16 protein-coding genes are annotated in these 16,880 nt (G+C 68.3%); 3 read left to right on the top strand and 13 right to left on the bottom strand.

What is annotated here, in order from left to right; genetic code table 11:
- Window positions 1–98: 98 nt before the first annotated feature.
- The 7 genes from OEY_RS0111420 to OEY_RS0111450 form a co-directional block, all read right to left on the bottom strand.
- Window positions 99–515, bottom strand: coding sequence for a MaoC family dehydratase (locus tag OEY_RS0111420; RefSeq protein WP_010594009.1), 417 nt, complete (start codon window positions 513–515; stop codon window positions 99–101).
- Window positions 512–979, bottom strand: coding sequence for a hypothetical protein (locus OEY_RS0111425; RefSeq protein ID WP_010594010.1), 468 nt, complete (start codon window positions 977–979; stop codon window positions 512–514). Before OEY_RS0111425 ends, OEY_RS0111420 begins: the two co-directional genes overlap by 4 nt.
- Window positions 976–2,532 carry an AMP-binding protein gene (locus OEY_RS0111430; RefSeq protein WP_010594011.1) on the bottom strand — a complete coding sequence of 519 codons (1,557 nt, stop codon included), beginning with the start codon at window positions 2,530–2,532 and terminating at the stop codon, window positions 976–978. Before OEY_RS0111430 ends, OEY_RS0111425 begins: the two co-directional genes overlap by 4 nt.
- A gap of 15 nt (window positions 2,533–2,547) precedes the next feature.
- Window positions 2,548–2,955, bottom strand: coding sequence for a nuclear transport factor 2 family protein (locus OEY_RS0111435; protein ID WP_010594012.1), 408 nt, complete (start codon window positions 2,953–2,955; stop codon window positions 2,548–2,550).
- A 115-nt stretch (window positions 2,956–3,070) separates the two neighbouring features.
- Entirely contained in the window at window positions 3,071–4,156 is a 1,086-nt protein-coding gene (locus OEY_RS0111440) for a 2-oxoacid:ferredoxin oxidoreductase subunit beta (RefSeq protein WP_010594013.1), read from the bottom strand.
- A complete protein-coding gene (locus OEY_RS0111445) occupies window positions 4,153–6,090 on the bottom strand; it encodes a 2-oxoacid:acceptor oxidoreductase subunit alpha (protein ID WP_010594014.1) in 1,938 nt (645 codons plus the stop codon). Before OEY_RS0111445 ends, OEY_RS0111440 begins: the two co-directional genes overlap by 4 nt.
- A 30-nt stretch (window positions 6,091–6,120) precedes the next feature.
- Window positions 6,121–7,269, bottom strand: a complete 1,149-nt coding sequence (locus OEY_RS0111450) for an acyl-CoA dehydrogenase family protein (RefSeq protein ID WP_010594015.1) — start codon at window positions 7,267–7,269, stop codon at window positions 6,121–6,123.
- Window positions 7,270–7,430: 161 nt separating this feature from the next.
- On the opposite strand from OEY_RS0111450, the gene OEY_RS0111455 reads away from it, so the two are divergent.
- The 3 genes from OEY_RS0111455 (at window position 7,431) to OEY_RS0111465 (ending at window position 10,187) form a co-directional block, all read left to right on the top strand.
- Window positions 7,431–8,225 (top strand): SDR family NAD(P)-dependent oxidoreductase, encoded by a 795-nt coding sequence (locus OEY_RS0111455; protein WP_010594016.1) that lies wholly within the window; start codon window positions 7,431–7,433, stop codon window positions 8,223–8,225.
- A 20-nt stretch (window positions 8,226–8,245) separates the two neighbouring features.
- Complete coding sequence (locus tag OEY_RS0111460) at window positions 8,246–8,677, top strand: acyl-CoA thioesterase (protein WP_010594017.1); 432 nt, start codon at window positions 8,246–8,248, stop codon at window positions 8,675–8,677.
- Between the two features lie 241 nt (window positions 8,678–8,918).
- Window positions 8,919–10,187 (top strand): cytochrome P450, encoded by a 1,269-nt coding sequence (locus OEY_RS0111465; protein ID WP_010594018.1) that lies wholly within the window; start codon window positions 8,919–8,921, stop codon window positions 10,185–10,187.
- Window positions 10,188–10,314: 127 nt separating this feature from the next.
- Here OEY_RS0111465 and OEY_RS0111470 read toward each other — a convergent pair whose 3' ends face one another.
- The 6 genes from OEY_RS0111470 to OEY_RS28360 form a co-directional block, all read right to left on the bottom strand.
- The gene (locus OEY_RS0111470; RefSeq protein ID WP_010594019.1) at window positions 10,315–11,559 is read right to left on the bottom strand and encodes a cytochrome P450; all 1,245 of its coding nucleotides are present in this window, start codon (window positions 11,557–11,559) and stop codon (window positions 10,315–10,317) included.
- Between the two features lie 43 nt (window positions 11,560–11,602).
- The gene (locus tag OEY_RS0111475) at window positions 11,603–12,436 is read right to left on the bottom strand and encodes a mycofactocin-coupled SDR family oxidoreductase (protein WP_010594020.1); all 834 of its coding nucleotides are present in this window, start codon (window positions 12,434–12,436) and stop codon (window positions 11,603–11,605) included.
- Between the two features lie 227 nt (window positions 12,437–12,663).
- On the bottom strand, window positions 12,664–14,340 hold the full coding sequence (locus OEY_RS0111480; RefSeq protein ID WP_010594021.1) for an FAD-dependent oxidoreductase: 1,677 nt from the start codon (window positions 14,338–14,340) through the stop codon (window positions 12,664–12,666).
- 22 nt (window positions 14,341–14,362) lie between these two features.
- On the bottom strand, window positions 14,363–14,890 hold the full coding sequence (locus OEY_RS0111485; RefSeq protein ID WP_010594022.1) for a nuclear transport factor 2 family protein: 528 nt from the start codon (window positions 14,888–14,890) through the stop codon (window positions 14,363–14,365).
- Between the two features lie 41 nt (window positions 14,891–14,931).
- Window positions 14,932–15,759 (bottom strand): mycofactocin-coupled SDR family oxidoreductase, encoded by an 828-nt coding sequence (locus OEY_RS0111490; RefSeq protein ID WP_010594023.1) that lies wholly within the window; start codon window positions 15,757–15,759, stop codon window positions 14,932–14,934.
- Window positions 15,760–15,990: 231 nt separating this feature from the next.
- On the bottom strand, window positions 15,991–16,880 hold an 890-nt coding region (locus OEY_RS28360; protein WP_010594024.1), incomplete at its 5' end, for a cytochrome P450.

The following is a 16,880-nucleotide window of genomic DNA, read 5'->3' on the forward strand; positions in this document are numbered from 1 at the left end:
TGGCTGCGGCCCTGGCCGCGGGCGGCCCCGGTGATGAACGCGACCTTGCCTTCTACTCGTCCTGCCATGGTTGACGCTCCTCTCGTGGAAAACGATGTCTAGTGATCGGCGGGGACCAGGACGGTCCCGGTGCCTTCGAGAACGCGCGCGCCGCCCAGGACGTCGAGCGTGAGATCGCAGCGCACCAGGAGGCCGTCGGCGGTGTCCTCGACGTCGGTCACCACCCCTGCGGCCCGCAGCCGGTCCCCCTCGAACACGTTGCCGAGGAATCGGAACCGGTATCCGGTGACCCGGTCCACGCCGCCGGCCCAGGACCCGAGCATGGACACGACGTAGGCGATGTTGCTCGGCCCCTGATTGACCGTGCGCTCCCCGAGGCCCAGCGCAGCCGCGGCGTTCCGATCGAAATGGATCGGGTTCGGGTCGCGCATGAGCGCCGAGAGGGTCTTCATCCGGGCCGGATCCACCGCATCGACGGTGCGTTCGGGAATCTGCTGCCCGACAGCCGGTTTCATGAGATTTCTCCTCGGCGGGGGAACACGATCGAGTTGGTGGTGGAGGCGCACAGCGCGCCGTCCTCACCGTGCAGGTCGAGGCGGTAGCCGACGATGTCGAAGACGCCGGTGCGCCGGCCCACCTTGCGTGTCGCGGAGACGATCTCGCCCGAGACGCGGTAGGTGCCGCCGACGCGCAGCGGCCGGTGCACGACCGTCTCGGTCTCGCCGGCCATCGGTCCGTCGGCCTCGGTGGCCCCGAACACGGCGAACAACTCGTCCCAGCTCCAGCCCATCGCGCCGGTGGCGACGAGGAACACCAGCACCGGGTGCGCGCCGCCGTCGGCGGGGTCGGCGAGCATGCTGTCGAGGACGAGGTGCACCCACCACGGCTCGAGCGTGGCCTGCCCGCCCGGGAAGCGGGTGCCGACGAGGTCGGCGAGCTCGGCTTCGGTCGGCACCCGGCGTCCGGTGTCCACGGTCATCGGGCCGCCGTCGTCTCGAGGTACGGGGCCCGCAGGTCCCGCTTCATGATCTTTCCGGTCGGCGCCTTCGGCAGGGCGTCGACGAAGTCCACCGAACGGGGCTTCTGGTAGGAGGCCAGATTCCGCTTGGCGGTGTCGATGATCTCCTGTTCGGTGGCGGTCTGCCCGGGCTTGAGGACCACGACGGCCTTGACGACCTCGCCCCACTCGTCGTCGGGGATGCCGATGACGGCGCATTCGAGGACGGCGGGGTGGGCGCCGATGGCCTCCTCGACCTGGATGCTGTAGATGTTCTCGCCGCCGGAGATGATCATGTCCTTGGCCCGGTCGACGATGTAGACGTAGTGGTCTTCGTCCCAGACCGCGACGTCGCCGGTCCACATCCAGCCGTCCCGCAGGGTCTGTGCGGTCAGTTCCGGCTTGTTCCAGTAGCCGAGCATGTTGGCTTCGGAGCGGACCACGATCTCGCCGGGGGTCTTGCCGTCCTTGGGGACCTCGTTGCCGTCGAAGTCGACGACCCGGATGGTGGTGCCGAAGCCTTCCCGGCCACAGGACTTGAGCCGGTGCTCGTTGATGCCGTTGACCGCGTCGAGGTGGTCCTCCTGGGACAGGAACGACATGGTCGTGCCCTCGGTCTGGCCGTACCCCTGGATGAGGGTGCAGGGGAACGCCTCGAGCGCGCTGCGGACGATCGCGGACGGCATCGGGCCGCCGCCGTACTGGATGTTGCGCAGGCTCGACAGGTCGTAGGAGTCGAAGTTCTCCACGGCCATCATCCAGTTCAGCATCGTGGTGATGCCGAGGAACGCCGAGACCCGCTCCGACTCGATGATCTCGAGCGCCTGCTTGGCCTCGAAATTGACCAGCACGACCGGACATCCGTGCTTCATGTAGTTCATCGAGAGGACCACCGGGATGTGGTACATCTGGCCGGTGAGCATGTAGACGTCGGTCGGCACGACCCGCTCGGCGACGGTCTGGTTGAGCATGCCGGCGGCGGCGCTGGTGTGCGAGTGCAGCGCACCCTTGGATTCTCCCGTGGTGCCGCCGGTGTAGAGGATGAAGAACGGGTCGTCTCCCCCGACGCTCGGCGTCCAGATCGGTTCGGCCGGGCTGGAACTCGCGAGCAGCTCCTCGTACGTCCCGTTACCCCCCGGACCGAACTCGAGCCAGTGGCCGACCGAGGCGGATCGGCTCAGTTCCTCGCCCACGGGACGGAATTCGGACGCGGTGATGAGCACCTTCGGGGTGGCGTCGGCGACGAGCCCGAGCAGGGACGGGGTCGCGAGCCGCCAGTTCAGCGGCTGCAGGATCAGTCCCGCGCGACCGACGGCGAAGAACAGCTCCTGGAACTCGATGCTGTTCTTGGTCAGGACGGCGACCCGGTCGCCCTTCTCGAGGCCGAGACCGCGCAGTCCGTTCGCCAGGCGCCGGACGCGCTCGTCGAGGGCGGCGAAGGTGATGCGCCGGTCGTTGGGGACGTCGTACAACGCCATGCGGTTCGGGGTGAGGGCGGCCCACTTGGCGGGGATGAGGCCCTGGTTCATCGTCATGGTGGCTCCGGAGGCTCAGTACGGGAGGTCGAGGGCGATGTGCCGCTTGGTGAGCACCCAGTCGCCTCCGCTCCTGGTCCATTCGTCCTCGTACTTGCCGGTGGACAGGGCCCGGAGGGCACCGTTCTCCGCGGAGGTGATGAGCAGGTACGACACGGTGCGGACGTTCTTCTCGTCGATCTCGTCGATCAGCAGATTGGTGGTGACGTGACGCCGCTGGTCGGTCTGGGACTCGTGGGCTCCGCGGAACAGGCCCATGATCTCCTCGCGTCCGTTGAGCGGCCCGATGAGGTCGCCGTCGCCGATCTTCATGGTGAACACGGCGGTTTCACCGAAGACCCGCTCGACACCGTCCATGTCGCCGTCGTCGTAGGCGAGAGCGTAGCGGGCGAGGGCGTTTTCGATTTCGTTCCTGAGCGACATTACGACTACTCCTGCCGAAGGGAGGGGAGGGAGATGTAATGACAGTCACTTTATACTAATCATGCGCATTGTCTAGGGGTACGAAGACCCCGGTTTCCGCGCCGGGAGACGACGCTCAGCGTGATTCGGACACGGTCCAGGTGTCGTGCCCGGTCAGCAAGGACTGCAAGGAGTCTCGTCGACGGGACTCGCCGGTGCGGGCGCTCTCGTTCTGCTCGCGCACGAGGTCGTCGTAGGTCGGGCGGGCGACGCTGCGGAACACGCCGAACACCGTGTGGTCGAGGTTCTGATCGGACAGTCGCGACAACGCGAACGCGTACTCCGGGTCGTCGGCGTGCGCATCGTGCACGACGATCGATCCCGGATCGGCCGACGCCGTGTCCACCACACGCAGACCGAATCCGTCACGGACGACGCACTTCTGCCCCTCCGCACCGAAGACGATCGGCTCACCGTGGCGCAGCGGGATCACCCTCTGCTCCGCGTCCTCCTTGCGCAGCACGTCGAACGACCCGTCGTTGAAGATCGGGCAGTCCTGGTAGATCTCGACGAACGCGGTGCCCCGGTGCTCGGCCGCGCGGCGCAGCACGTCGGTGAGCCCCTTGCGGTCGGAGTCGAGCGCCCGGGCCGCGAAGGTGGCCTCGGCACCGAGTGCGAGGGAGAGCGTGTTGAAGGGGTGGTCCACCGAACCCATCGGGGTGGACTTGGTGACCTTCCCGACCTCGGACGTGGGCGAGTACTGCCCCTTCGTCAGCCCGTAGATCCGGTTGTTGAACAACAGGATCGTGAGGTTCACGTTGCGGCGCAGCGCGTGGATCAGATGGTTCCCCCCGATCGAGAGGGCATCGCCGTCACCGGTGACCACCCACACCGACAGGTCGGGCCGCGTGACGGCCAGGCCGGTCGCGATCGCCGGCGCGCGGCCGTGGATGGAGTGCAGCCCGTAGGTGTCGAGGTAGTACGGGAACCGGCTCGAGCAGCCGATGCCCGAGACGAACATCAAGTTCTCGCGGCGCAGCCCGAGTTCGGGCAGGAAGTTGCGGATCGCGGCCAGGATGACGTAGTCACCGCAACCCGGGCACCAGCGCACCTCCTGGTCGCTCGTGAAGTCCTTGGCCTTCTGCGGGGTGTCGGTCGTCGGGACGAGCGCGGTCGCGCTGAGTCCGAGATCGGTGCCCACCCGGCTGATCAACTCGGTCATGCCGATTCCTCCTCGCGGTCCGGCGCCGGCCGGTACTCGGCCGCAGCCAGCGCCGCGGTGGTCTTGGCGTCTTCGAACTCGCGTAGGGTGCCGGCGAGCGCGGCATCGATCGCGTCGACGATCTCGTCGGCGAGAAAGGCCAGACCCTCGACCTTCGTCACCGGCTGGACGTCGACCAGGTAGCGCGCCCGCAGCACACTCGTCAGCTGCCCCAGATTCATCTCCGGCGCGATGACCGTGCGATACCGGCCGAGCACCTCACCGAGGTTGCGTGGCAACGGGTTCAGGTGCCGCAGGTGCAGGTGGGCGACCGCGGTGCCGCGGCGCCGGGCGCGGCGGCACGCCTCGCCGATCGGGCCGTAGGAACTGCCCCAGCCCACGATCAGCAGTTCGGCCTGCCCCGACGGATCGTCGACCTCGGCGTCCGGGACGGCGATCCCGTCGATCTTCGCCTGCCGCAGGCGCACCATCAGATCGTGGTTGGCGGGATCGTAGGAGATGTTGCCGCTGCCGTTCGCCTTCTCGAGGCCACCGAGCCGGTGCTCGAGGCCGGGAGTCCCGGGTATCGCCACGGCACGGGCGAGGGTCTCGCGGTCCCGCGCGTAGGGACGCAGGGGTGTGCCGGCGGCGTCCGGGCCGGTCTCGTAGTTCGGATCGATCGGGGCGAGCTCGTCGACCTGCGGGATCTGCCAGGGCTCCGAGCCGTTGGCGATGGCGCCGTCGGACAGCAGCAGGACCGGCGTCCGGTACGTCAGGGCGATGTGGGCCGCCTCGACGGCCGTGGCGAAGCAGTCGGCCGGTGAGCGCGGCGCGAGCACGGCGACGGGCGACTCGCCGTTGCGTCCGTACAGTGCCTGCAGCAGATCGGACTGCTCGGTCTTGGTCGGCAGGCCCGTCGACGGTCCGCCGCGCTGCACGTCGATCACGACGAGCGGGATTTCGGTCATGACGGCCAGGCCGATGGCCTCGCTCTTGAGGGCCAGACCCGGGCCGGAGGTGCTGGTGACACCGAGTGCGCCACCTAGAGAGGCGCCGACCGCGGCGCCGATCGCGGCGATCTCGTCCTCCGCCTGGAAGGTGGTCACGCCGAGACCGCGGTGCTTGGTCAGCTCGTGCAGGATGTCGGAGGCGGGGGTGATCGGGTACGTCCCGAGGAACACCTCGAGCCCGGACAGCTCACCGGCGGTCACCAGACCGTAGGCCAGTGCGGTGTTGCCGGTGATCTGCCGGTACGTGCCGGCCGGCAGGTCCGCCTTGGCCACCTCGAACGTCGTCGCGAACGTCTCGGTGGTCTCGCCGTAGTTCCACCCGGCCTGGAACGCGAGCAGGTTGCCCTGGGCGACCTGCGGTTTCTTGGCGAACTTGGTGCGCAGGAACTCCTCGATCCGCTCCACCGGCCGGTTGTACATCCACGACAGCAACCCGAGCGCGAACATGTTCTTCGCGCGCTCGCCGTCCTTGCGGCTCAGGCCGGCGGGTTCCACCGCCCCCACCGACAGGCTCGACATCGGAACCTGATGGATCACGAACTCGTCGAGACTGCCGTCGTCGAGCGGGTTGGCGGCGTAGCCGACCTTGGAAAGGTTGCGCTTGGTGAACTCGTCGGTGTTGACGATGACGGTGCCGCCGCGCGGCAGGTCGTCGATGTTCGCCTTCAGTGCCGCCGGGTTCATCGCGACGAGGACGTCCGGTCGATCACCCGCGGTGAGGATGTCGTGGTCCGCGATCTGGATCTGGAACGACGACACGCCCGGCAGGGTGCCCTGGGGCGCCCGGATCTCGGCGGGGAAGTTGGGCTGCGTCGCGAGGTCGTTGCCGAACGCGGCCGCCTCGGAGGTGAAGCGGTCACCGGTCAGCTGCATGCCGTCGCCCGAGTCGCCCGCAAAGCGGATGACGACTCGCTCCAGCTTGGTGGTGTTCGCGTCCGTTGTCATGGGTTCCTGCCTCTGGTCCGCATTCTGCCCCTACGGGGCTTCCTTCACGAGTTGCTTGGCCAGCGAATCGAAGATCACCTCGGTGGAGCCCTCGTAGATCCGCATGGGACGCGCCTCCCGGTAGAGACGTTCGAGCTTGCCGCCGCGCACGAGCCCGAAACGGCCCATGATCTGCACCGACCGGTCGACGACGCGGGCCGCCGCCTCGGTCGCTCCGACCTTCGCCATCGACGACAGGTGCAGGTTGGCGCGGGCATCGCGGGCCGAGGCGGCGGCCGCGCGGTAGGTCAGCGAGCGCGCCATCTCGATGTCGGTCCAGCAGGAGGCGAGGTGCTCGGGCACCGACCCCAGGCGCGCGAGGCTGACCCCGAAGCCCTCCCGGGACTTGGCATGGGCGACGGCCTCGTCCAGCGCGGCCTGGGCCACGCCGACCGCGGCGCCGGCCACGGACACGCGGAACGTCGCGAGGGTGGCGAGGACGAGCCCGAAGCCCTTGCCCGGCTCCCCGATGCGGTTGCCCACCGGAACCTCGACGTTCTCGAGGATGACGTCGCTGAGCACGTGCGGCGCGATGATCTGGTGCGGGTGCTCGATGCGCAGGCCCGGCGCGTCGGCCGGGACCAGTACGAGGGAGTATCCGTCGCCCTCGCGGGCGAGGATGCTGTAGAAGTCCGCGTCGCCGCCGTTGGTGATGAAGGACTTGTGGCCGTCGACGACGAGCTTGCCGTCGCGCTCGACGACCGTGGTGCTGAGGGCCTTGAGATCGGATCCGACGTGCGGCTCGGTCAGGCCGAGCGCGGCCACCGCCTCGAGCCGGGCCACCTTGGGCAGCCACTCCGCCTTGAGTTCCTCGGACCCGCCGACGCTGATGCAGTAGCTGCCGATGCCCTGCATACCGAACATGGAGTCGAGGTGAGCGGACTCGGCGGCGAGGGCCTCGCGCACAATGGTCACCGCGAGGGAGTCGACCTTCTCGAAGCGGCCACCGTAGGCGGCCGGCACGACGACCTCGGTGAGACGGGACGCGGTCAGCCGCTTGCGGACGTCCGGGTCGAAACTGTCCGCCTCGTCGGCACGCGCGGCGACGTCGGCACACTCGGCCGCGAGGTCGCGGGCTTCCCGCTGGAGGTCGAGGTATCGCTGCGGCAGGGCGAACAGGTCCTGCTGGTCGTCACTCACCTTGTACTCCGTTCTGGCGATGCGTCCGCTCACCGGGGCGCCACGGTGCTGTGACTCGGTGCGGTCTCGGCCATTGTCGTGAACTGGATCACTATCCGCTAATCTATGATCACAATAGCAAGGAATTGGGTACCGTCAACCAGGACCAGCGGAGGAATTCGATGACCGATTCAACGACCGGCCGGACCCGCCCGGGATTCGACCCCACGCGCGCGTTCGATCTCACCGACCGCACCGCGATCGTCACCGGCGGCAGCCGGGGCCTCGGCCGCGCCATGGCGTTCGGGCTGGCCCGGGCCGGCTGCAACGTCGTCATCGCCAGCCGTGACCTGGCCTCGTGCCAGGCCACCGCCGACGAGATCACCGAGGAGACGGGCCGCAAGACCCTCGCGCACTCGTTCCACGTCGGCAGGTGGGAGTCGATCGAGGAACTCGTCGACGCGGCCTACGACCACTTCGGGAAGATCGACGTCCTGATCAACAATGCAGGTATGTCCCCGCTGTACGACAGCCTCGACACCGTCAGCGAAACACTGTTCGACAAGGTGGTCGGAGTGAATCTCAAGGGCCCGTTCCGGCTCGCCGCACTCGTGGGAACGCGCATGGCGCAGGGCGACGGCGGATCCATTATCAACATTTCCAGCGCCGGGTCCGTCCACCCGCGGCCCGACATCCTGCCCTACGCCGCCGCCAAGGCCGGACTCAACGCCGTTACCATCGGCATGGCGCACGCGTTCGGACCCACGGTGCGCAGCAACGCGATCATGGCCGGCACCTTCCTCACCGACGTGAGCAACTCCTGGGACATGGAGGCCTTCTCACGGCGGGCGCAGAGCTTCGCCGCCAAGCGCGGCGGACAGCCCGACGAGATCGTCGGCGCGGCGCTGTACCTCGCGAGCGATGCGTCGAGTTTCACCACCGGTTCCATCGTCACCGTCGACGGCGGCCACCCCTGATCCGCCCGGAAGGACAAGACATGACCACCGCCACCACCGCCGTCACCCAGCAGCGCTTCCAGCTCGCCTACGGCGACTGCGACGCCGTCGGCATCTCGTACTTCGCGATCAACTACCCGTGGATGGAACGGACGTACAGCGTCTGGCTGCACTCGTTCGGCCTCGACAGCCACACGATGCTCGACACCCTCGGCGCCTACACCGTGGGCTTGAAGTCCGAGTGCCAGTACCTCACCAGCTGCGAGGTGTTCGACGAACTGACCTGCACGGTGGTCCTCGACCACCTCGGCACCACGTCGTACGCGCTCGGATTCGACTTCGAGCGCGGCGACGAACTCGTCGCCCACGGCAAGATCACGTTCGCCGTGCGCGGTGCGGACGGGAAGAAGGCGCAGATTCCGGAGCGACTGCTCGCCGCCCTCCGCACGCTGGAGCCGCCGAAATCGGCTTGATCACCGTCGTTTCCGGAAACGGGCGTCCACCCTTCAGGGTGGACGCCCGTTCTCGTCGAGAACCCGTTTCACCGAAATCCATTGACATCATTCAAATCGTATTTATAGTTATCAGCACTTAGTGATCCGGATCACTTCCACCTCCGGCCCCAGACCCTCGGCGGAGCGGCACGACCCCGACCGGTGCCTGCCGGCACCGATCCTGCTCGACCCCTCGATTCGACGATCAGGAGATTCCAGAGTGACCGCAGTCGAACCCCGCCCCACCGCCCCCGACATCCTCTCCCCCGAGTTCCTCACCGATCCCTACCCGTTCCACCGCGTACTGCGCGACCACTACCCCGCCCTGCGCCACGAAGCCACGGAGAGCTACCTCATCAGCCGGTACGCCGACTGCGCCGAGGCCTTCCGCAGCCCGAAGTTCTCCAGCCGCAACTACGAATGGCAGCTCGAGCCCATCCACGGGCGCACCATTCTGCAGATGGAAGGTCGCGAGCACTCCACGCACCGCGCGCTGCTCAACCCGTTCTTCCGCGGCAACGGACTCGAGAAGTTCATGCCGGCCATCACGCACAACGCGGCCGACCTGATCGGCGGCATCGTCGCCCGCAACGCCGGCGAGCTGCTCGGCGAGGTGGCCGGACAGGGCGAGGCCGAACTCGTCTCCCAGTTCACCAGCCGGTTCCCCATCAACGTGATGGTCGACATGCTCGGCCTGCCCAAGAGCGATCACGAGCGGTTCCGCACCTGGTACTTCTCGATCATGGCCTACCTCAACAACCTGGCCGGAGACCCCGAGATCAACGCCGCCGCCGAACGCACCCACGTCGAGCTGCGCGAGTACATGCTGCCGATCATCCGCGAACGACGCTCCGGCGACGGCGACGACCTGCTCTCCCGCCTGTGCCGCGCGGAAGTCGACGGTGAGCAGATGTCCGACGAGGAGATCAAGGCCTTCGTCAGCCTGCTCCTCGTCGCCGGTGGTGAGACGACGGACAAGGCCATCGCCAGCATGATCCGCAATCTCATCGACCACCCCGACCAGATGCGGGCCGTCCGCGAGGACCGCAGTCTCGCCGACCGCGTCATCGCCGAGACACTGCGCTATTCCGGACCCGTCCACATGATCATGCGCCAGACCGAGGACGAGGTGCAGATCGAGGACTCGACCATTCCCGCGGGGGCGACGTGCATCATGATGCTCGCGGCCGCCAACCGCGACGAGCGCCACTTCTCGAATCCGGACGAGTTCGACATCTTCCGCACCGATCTCAACGTCGATCGGGCCTTCAGCGGCGCGGCCAACCACGTGCAGTTCATTCTCGGCCGGCACTTCTGCGTGGGTTCGATGCTCGCGAAGACGGAGATGACCATCGCGCTGAACCTCGTGCTCGACACGATGGACTCGATCGAGTACCAGGACGGCTTCGTCCCGCACGAGGAGGGCCTGTACACGCGCAGCATCCCGGAGCTCCGCGTGAAGTTCGAACCGACCGGGAAGCTCGGCTGACATCCCGCCGGATCGCCGGCCGTCCGCGTATGGGATCCGCATGCGCGGACGGCCGGCACTGCCGCGTCGGCAAAAGTCGGCACTGCCGCGTCGGCAAGAGTCGGCACTGCCGCGTCGACGAAAGCCGTTACTGCAGCGTGTAGTCCGTCAGAACCCGTCGGCCCGGCGTGAAGGTGGCCGGGATGCGCTGGTAGCCGGTGTTCACGCCCTGCCGTGGGTAGGGCTGCAGCGCGTCGTAGTCGACCTCGTAGTCCGGCATCCGTTCGAGCACCTGGCTGATCAGCGCGTGCGACATGTACCGGCCGAGATGCGAACCGGCACAGCGGTGCACACCGATACCGAAGGCGGTGTGCCGGTTGGGCCAGCGCTCGATGTCGATCTCGTCGGGCTTGTCGAACAGCTCCGTGTCCCGATTGGCGGAAGCCCAGGACAGCAGCACCCGGTCGCCCTTGCGCATGGGGCAGCCGTGGAACTCGACGTCGTGTGTCACGGTGCGGGCAAGGGCCTGAGTCGGCGAGAAGTACCGCAGGAACTCCTCGATGGCATGATCGAGGAGATCGGGATGGTCGGCCAGGCGCTGCCGCACGTCCTTGTGGCGGCTGAGCCAGACCAGCGAGTTGCTCACCAGGGAGGCCGTGGTGCCGACGCCACCGGAGATGAGCAGGTCGACGATCGCGAACACGTCGTGATCGTTCATCGGGCTGCCGTCGACCTCCTGCTGGACGAGGTAGCTGATGATGTCGTCCTTCGGGGCCGCGCGCCGTTCGGCGATGGTCTGCTCGATGCGGCCGGCGAGGTACGGGAAGTCGACCTCGACCGCGCGGGTGTGCTCGGGGGTACCGGGGATCCCGGCGAGCACCTGGAAGTGGGCGTTGGAATAGCGGCGCCACTCCGAGACGTCGAGGCCGAGCCACTCGACCGTGACGATGGAGGGCACCCCGATGACCGACGTCAGGTCGCACTCGCCGCTCTCGATCACGCTGTCGATGAAGCCCGCGACGTGCCGGTCGATCGTGGGCTTCATCTTCTCGACGGCGGCCGGCGCGCTGACCGGGTTGACGATCCTGCGGTACTTGCGGAACTCCGGCGGATCGAGCTCGATCGGAATGTGATCGTGGTGCGGGGTTTTCGGGATCACCACGGACAGTCCCTCGCCGCCGTACTCGCTGCGCGCCGAGGAGAACGTCTCGTCGTCGCGTGCGGCGTCGAAGACCGAGCTGTAGTCGGAGAGCACCCAGTAGCCGCCGTGGGCGGGAGTCCAGCCGATCTTGACGGTTTCCCGGATCTTCCGGTACGACTCGGCCGGGTCGGCCGAGTGTTCGGGCGAGTTGTGGTCGAAGTGGACGACCGGGCAGCGGGCGGGGCTTTCCATCGTGCGTTCCTTCCGAGTCGGGATTCGGCGGCGAGCCGGGGTTCTAGGTCTTGGCGAGCAGTCCGGCGTCGATGGGCAGCACCACACCGGTCACGTAGCGGGCCTCGTCCGAGGCCAGCCAGACCAGCGCGTTGCTGATGTCGACGGGCTCGACCCAGGGGACGTCGAGCTCGTTGCGCCGACGGCAGTGGTCGACGATGTCCGCCTGCGTGGGCGATTCGAGGTCGGGACGGTAGATCCGGTACATGGCGTCGTTCTCGATCATCTCCGTGCGGACGGTGCCCGGATTGAGGGTGTTGACCCGGATACCGTGTTCGCCCAGTTCGTTGGAGAGGGTGCGCATGAGGCTGACCACCCCGCCCTTGCTGGCGGCGTAGTGCCCCAGATTGCGGCTCGCCCGGATCGCCGCGACGGAGCTGGTGAGCACGATCGCGCCGCCGGTGCCCTGTTCGATCATGCGGGGGACGACGGCCCGCACGGTGCGGAAGACCCCGGTGAGGTTGACGTCGATGACGTTCTGCCACTCCTCGTCACTGAGGTGCCAGGTGGGGGTGAAGCTCACGATGCCGGCGTTGGCGCTGACGATGTCGATGTGCCCGAACTCGTCGACGGCGTCGGAGACGAGCAGGTCGAGGGCCGCCTGGTCGCGCACGTCGACGACCCGGGACAGGCAGCGACGGCCCGCAGCCTCGACGAGCCGGTGGGTCTCGGCGAGGTCGTCGGTGGTGGCAAGCGGATACGCGACCGTGTCGATGTCCTTGCAGGAGTCGAGGATCACGACGTCGGCGCCCTCCTCCGCGAGGCGGACGGCATTCGAACGTCCCTGTCCCCGTGCGGCGCCCGTGACCAGCGCGACCTTCCCGGTTACTCGACCCATTTCCGATCTCCTCTTCTGCTCGAACTGTGACGAAGAGCACCTTAATGCTTATCATCATTATTAGCTAGCGCGCCCACAAGGTCCGAAGATCCCCGGTGGTCGGACACCTACGTCCCGCGCCGGAACACGTTCCGGACCCGCGCGCACAACAGTCAGACGCAACAGCAATTGCTGTCGCGTCTGACCGGGAACTGCGCGGGTGTTCGGCGGGGTCCGCCCGCCGAATGTCACACCGTCGTCGGCTCCCTCAGGACACCGTCGGGTTCGGACGGGGATCCGACCACCCGCGCCGCGGCCCGGCCCGCCCGGTAGCCGAACACCAGTGCCGGACCGAGCGTTCCGCCGGCTCCGCCGTAGACCATCCCGGTGGGGGCCGCCATGACGTTGCCCGCGGCGAACAGCCCGGGGATGACGCGATCGTCGACGTCGAGGACCGCGCCGTCGGCGTCGGTGCGCGGGCCGCCCTTCGTGCCGAGCGTGCTGCTGTGGATCTGCACCGCGTGGAAGGGCGCCCGCGCGACAGGCCCCAGGGTGGATTCCACGCCCGGGTACTTGTTCTTGTCACCGACGAAGCCGTCGTACACGCTCTCGCCGCGGTGGTATTCGCTGTCGTGACCCCGTCGCACGTCCTCGTTCCAGTGGGCCACCGTCGACTCGAGCGCGGCCGCGGGGACCTCGATCTGCCGCGCGAGATCGGCGAGGGTGTCCGCACGCACCACCCACTCCGGTGCTTCCGTACCCGGCGCAGCCCCGAACGCTCCGTACTTCTCGACATGGTCGGCGTCGAAGATCAGCCAGCAGGGCTGGTTCGGGTAGTCGAAGTCGTGTGCGTCGAGATGATGGAACGCACCGCCGAGGGCGTTGTAATTGGTTGCCTCGTTGGTGAACCGGCGTCCGTGCCGGTTCACCATGATCGAATGCGGCGCAGTCCGTTCCCGGTGTACGAGCTGGACCGCCTGTGCGCCGTTCGCCCGCTGCCCGGGCAGCACCGCGACCGGCGCCCACCATGCCTCGCGCATGTTGCCGAGCTGCGCGCCGACACGCATCGCCATGCGCAGACCGTCCCCCGTGCTCGTGGGGACCGTGGCCGGGTGCGCCAGCGGCCCCCGCAGGAAGTCGCGCCGCAAGCGCTCGTCCCATTCGAAGCCGCCGGTGGCAAGGACGACGCCGTGCTCGGCGCGCACGTCGTGCGGGCCGCCCCGCCCCTCGAACCGAACACCCGTGACGCGGCCGGACTCGTCCTGGATCAGCCGCACGCCGCGCTCGCCGGTGTGCACCGCCACGCCCTCGTCGAGACAACCCTGGAGCAGTGCCGCGACCATGCCACGGCCGAGGCCCTCCACGTGATCGCGCTCGCGCTGCTCCTGCACGTCGGACGGAAGGTGGCCGGTGCCACCGCCGATGGGGGTCTCCGTGACCGTCATACGCCGCGGGACCCCGACGAGCTTGTCCTCCCACCGCCCGAGGTCGATGAAGCTGAACAACTCCGGTTCGAGCGAGCGTCCGCCGTGCGGCATGCCACCCGGCCGCTCGGGGTGGTAGTCGGGGTACCCGGCGACGAGGCGCATCTTCAGCGGGGTGGTGTCGAGCCACTCCAGTAGTTCGGGAACCGTGTCGACGAACGCCTCGGCGAGTTCGGGCAGGATCATCCCGTGCGACAACGACTCGAGGTAGGCGAGGGCCCCCTCACGCGAGTCGGCGATTCCCGCCTCCCGCGCGTACCGGTTGTTCGGCAGCCACGCCACGGCGCTCGACAAGCACGTGGTGCCGCCGAGCAGTTCGCCCTTCTCGAACACGCCCACCCGGGCGCCGCTCCGGGCAGCCGACAGCGCGGCGCACAGTCCGGCGGCGCCGCTGCCGAGCACGACGACGTCGTACTCGGCCGTTTCTTCGTTGTGTTGCATCGCAATCCCTCTCTCGGGTGGTTCAGTCGACGACGGCGGACGGACTCGGTCGACGCCGTCCGTCCTGCGTGGTGGGACGCGAGGGCTCGGGTGCTGTCGCAGCGGTGAGAACCGTCCCGTAGTCGGTGGTCGGTGTCGCGTACCGGACCTCGAGCCGGCGTTCACCGAAGTACCAGCGGCCGTCCTGCCGGACGTAGCGGTCGTGGTACCGGAGGGCGAGGATGCTCTGCACGCCCGCCCGGGCGAACTCGACGTGGCAGGGCACGATGCCGCGTGCCGTGTCCTCGCCGGTGAAATCCACCGTGCCGGGGTGCGGGGTGTGCACGCTGACGCCGTCGTAGCCGTCGAGCGCGGTCCGCACGTAGGCGACGATCGCGTCCCGTCCGCGCAGCGTCTCGGTCAGACCGCAGAATGCTGCCTCGGGCGTGTACAGGGCGGCCAGCGTCGCCATGTCGTGGTCGTCGACGGCCAGGGCGTACCGTGTGGCCAGTTCGCGGATCTCGAGGACGTCCGCCGTCCGTCGCGGGTGGCGGTCCCGGGTATCGCGCATGTCGAATCCTCCCGTCGCTGAGGGCATGTCGGGGCCCGGCACTACTTCACCAACGCGCCGGCGTCGATCGGCATCGTGATGCCGGTGACGTAGCGGGACTGGGATCCGGCGAGGAACAGGACGGCGTTGCTGACGTCGTCGGGCTGCACGAACGGGACGTCGAGGGCGTGCATGCCGTGCAGCAGGGGTTCGACCTGCTCGCGGGTGGGCTGTGCCTCGTCCGGCAGGAACAGCTTGTAGATCGCGTCGTTGAGCAGCATCCGGGTCTCCACGTTGGTCGGCAGGACCGCGTTGACGCGGATGCCCTCGGACCCGAGTTCGTTGGCGAGGCTGCGCATCACGCCCAGCACGCCGTGCTTGGCAGCGGCATAGTGGGCGTTGTTCGGCAGCCCCTTGAGTCCCGCGATGGAACTGATCAGCACGATGCTGCCGCCGCGGCCGCCCGCCCGCAGGTGCGGGACGGAGGCCTTCACCGTGTTCCACACGCCGGTGAGGTTGATGTCGATCATGTCGCGCCAGATGTCGTCGGTGAGATCCTCGACCGGATAGCTGCCGGCGATCCCCGCGTTGGCGACGACGACGTCGAGGCGGCCGAACCGTTCGACGCCCGCCGCCACGGCCTTTGCGACCGCTGCCGAATCCCGCACGTCCGCTTCGGCGGCGACGATCTGCCTCCCCTCGGCCTGCACCAGCCGGACCGTCTCGTCGAGGTCCGCCCGGGTGGCCATGTCGTACGGGGCACCCTGCACCGGCGCGCACAGGTCGAGTGCGATGATGTCGGCGCCCTCCCGGGCGAGGCGCACCGCGTGGTTGCGTCCCTGCCCTCTCGCCGCACCGGTGACGAATGCAACCATGCCGTCGAATCCCACGGTGTAAGCCTTTCGGTGTTCGGTTCGCGTCCCGGACGGGGTGGCCGTGACGTACCGGCGTCGATCGCCGGTGGCGCACTGCGCCGGGAACTGCGCGAAGACAGCAGCGGAGAAAATCTGTGCATATGATTATGCTCACACCACACCCCGGTGAGTCAACGGCAGAACCCGGGAATTGTGCCGGGCGGAGCGACCGTTCCGGCCGACGGACACGCGCCGTACGGCCGTCGTTCAGTGGGGATTTCGCACATCGCCCGCAGCACGGGCTCCGCGGCGCCGGCCCGGCGTGAAGCGCGCGGGGATGCGCTTCCACCCCGGATTGACCGCCTGATGCGGGAACGGCACGACCTCGTCGTGCAGGATCTCGTAATCCGGCATGCGGCTCAGGATCTGACCGAGCAGCTCGAGCGACAGGGCACGGGCGATGTGTGCGCCCGCGCATCGGTGCACACCCATCCCGAACGCCGTGTGCCGGTTCGGCCACCGCTCGATGTCCACGGTGTCCGGGTCCTCGAACGCCTTCGGGTCGCGATTCGCCGACGCCCAGCCGAGGAGCACGCGGTCGCCCGTGCGGAAGTCGTGCCCGCGGAACTCCACGTCCCGGGTGACGGTGCGGGCCAGCGCCTGTGTGGGCGAGAAGACCCGCAGGAATTCCTCGATCGCGCGCGGCAGCTTCTCCGGATGCGCGGCCAGGGTGCGGCGCAGGTCGTGGTGACGGTCGAGGTACATGAGCGTCTGGCTGACGAGGGAGGCGGTGGTGCCCACGCCGCCGGAGACGAGCAGTTCGGCGATGGCGAAGACCTCGTCGTCCGTGACCGGCCGGCCGTCCACCTCCGAGCCCACGAGACGACTGAGCACGTCCTCCCGCGGAGACGTGCGCCGCTCGGCGATCGCGGCACGCAATTGTTCCTCCATCCAAGGGAACTCGACGGCGATCGCGTGCTCGAACTCCGGCGTTCCGGGTCGGTCGGACAGCGCGGCGTGATGCGCGTGCGCGTACCGTTCCCAGTCCTCGGGAGGCAGACCGAGCCAGTCGATCGTCACCACCGCGGGAACACCGATGACCGTCGCGAAGTCGCACTCGCCGTCCTCGATCACCTCGTCGAGGAACCGCGTCGTGT

This window comes from Rhodococcus sp. P14 (assembly GCF_000256505.1).
GTDB classification, from domain to species: domain Bacteria; phylum Actinomycetota; class Actinomycetes; order Mycobacteriales; family Mycobacteriaceae; genus Rhodococcus; species Rhodococcus ruber.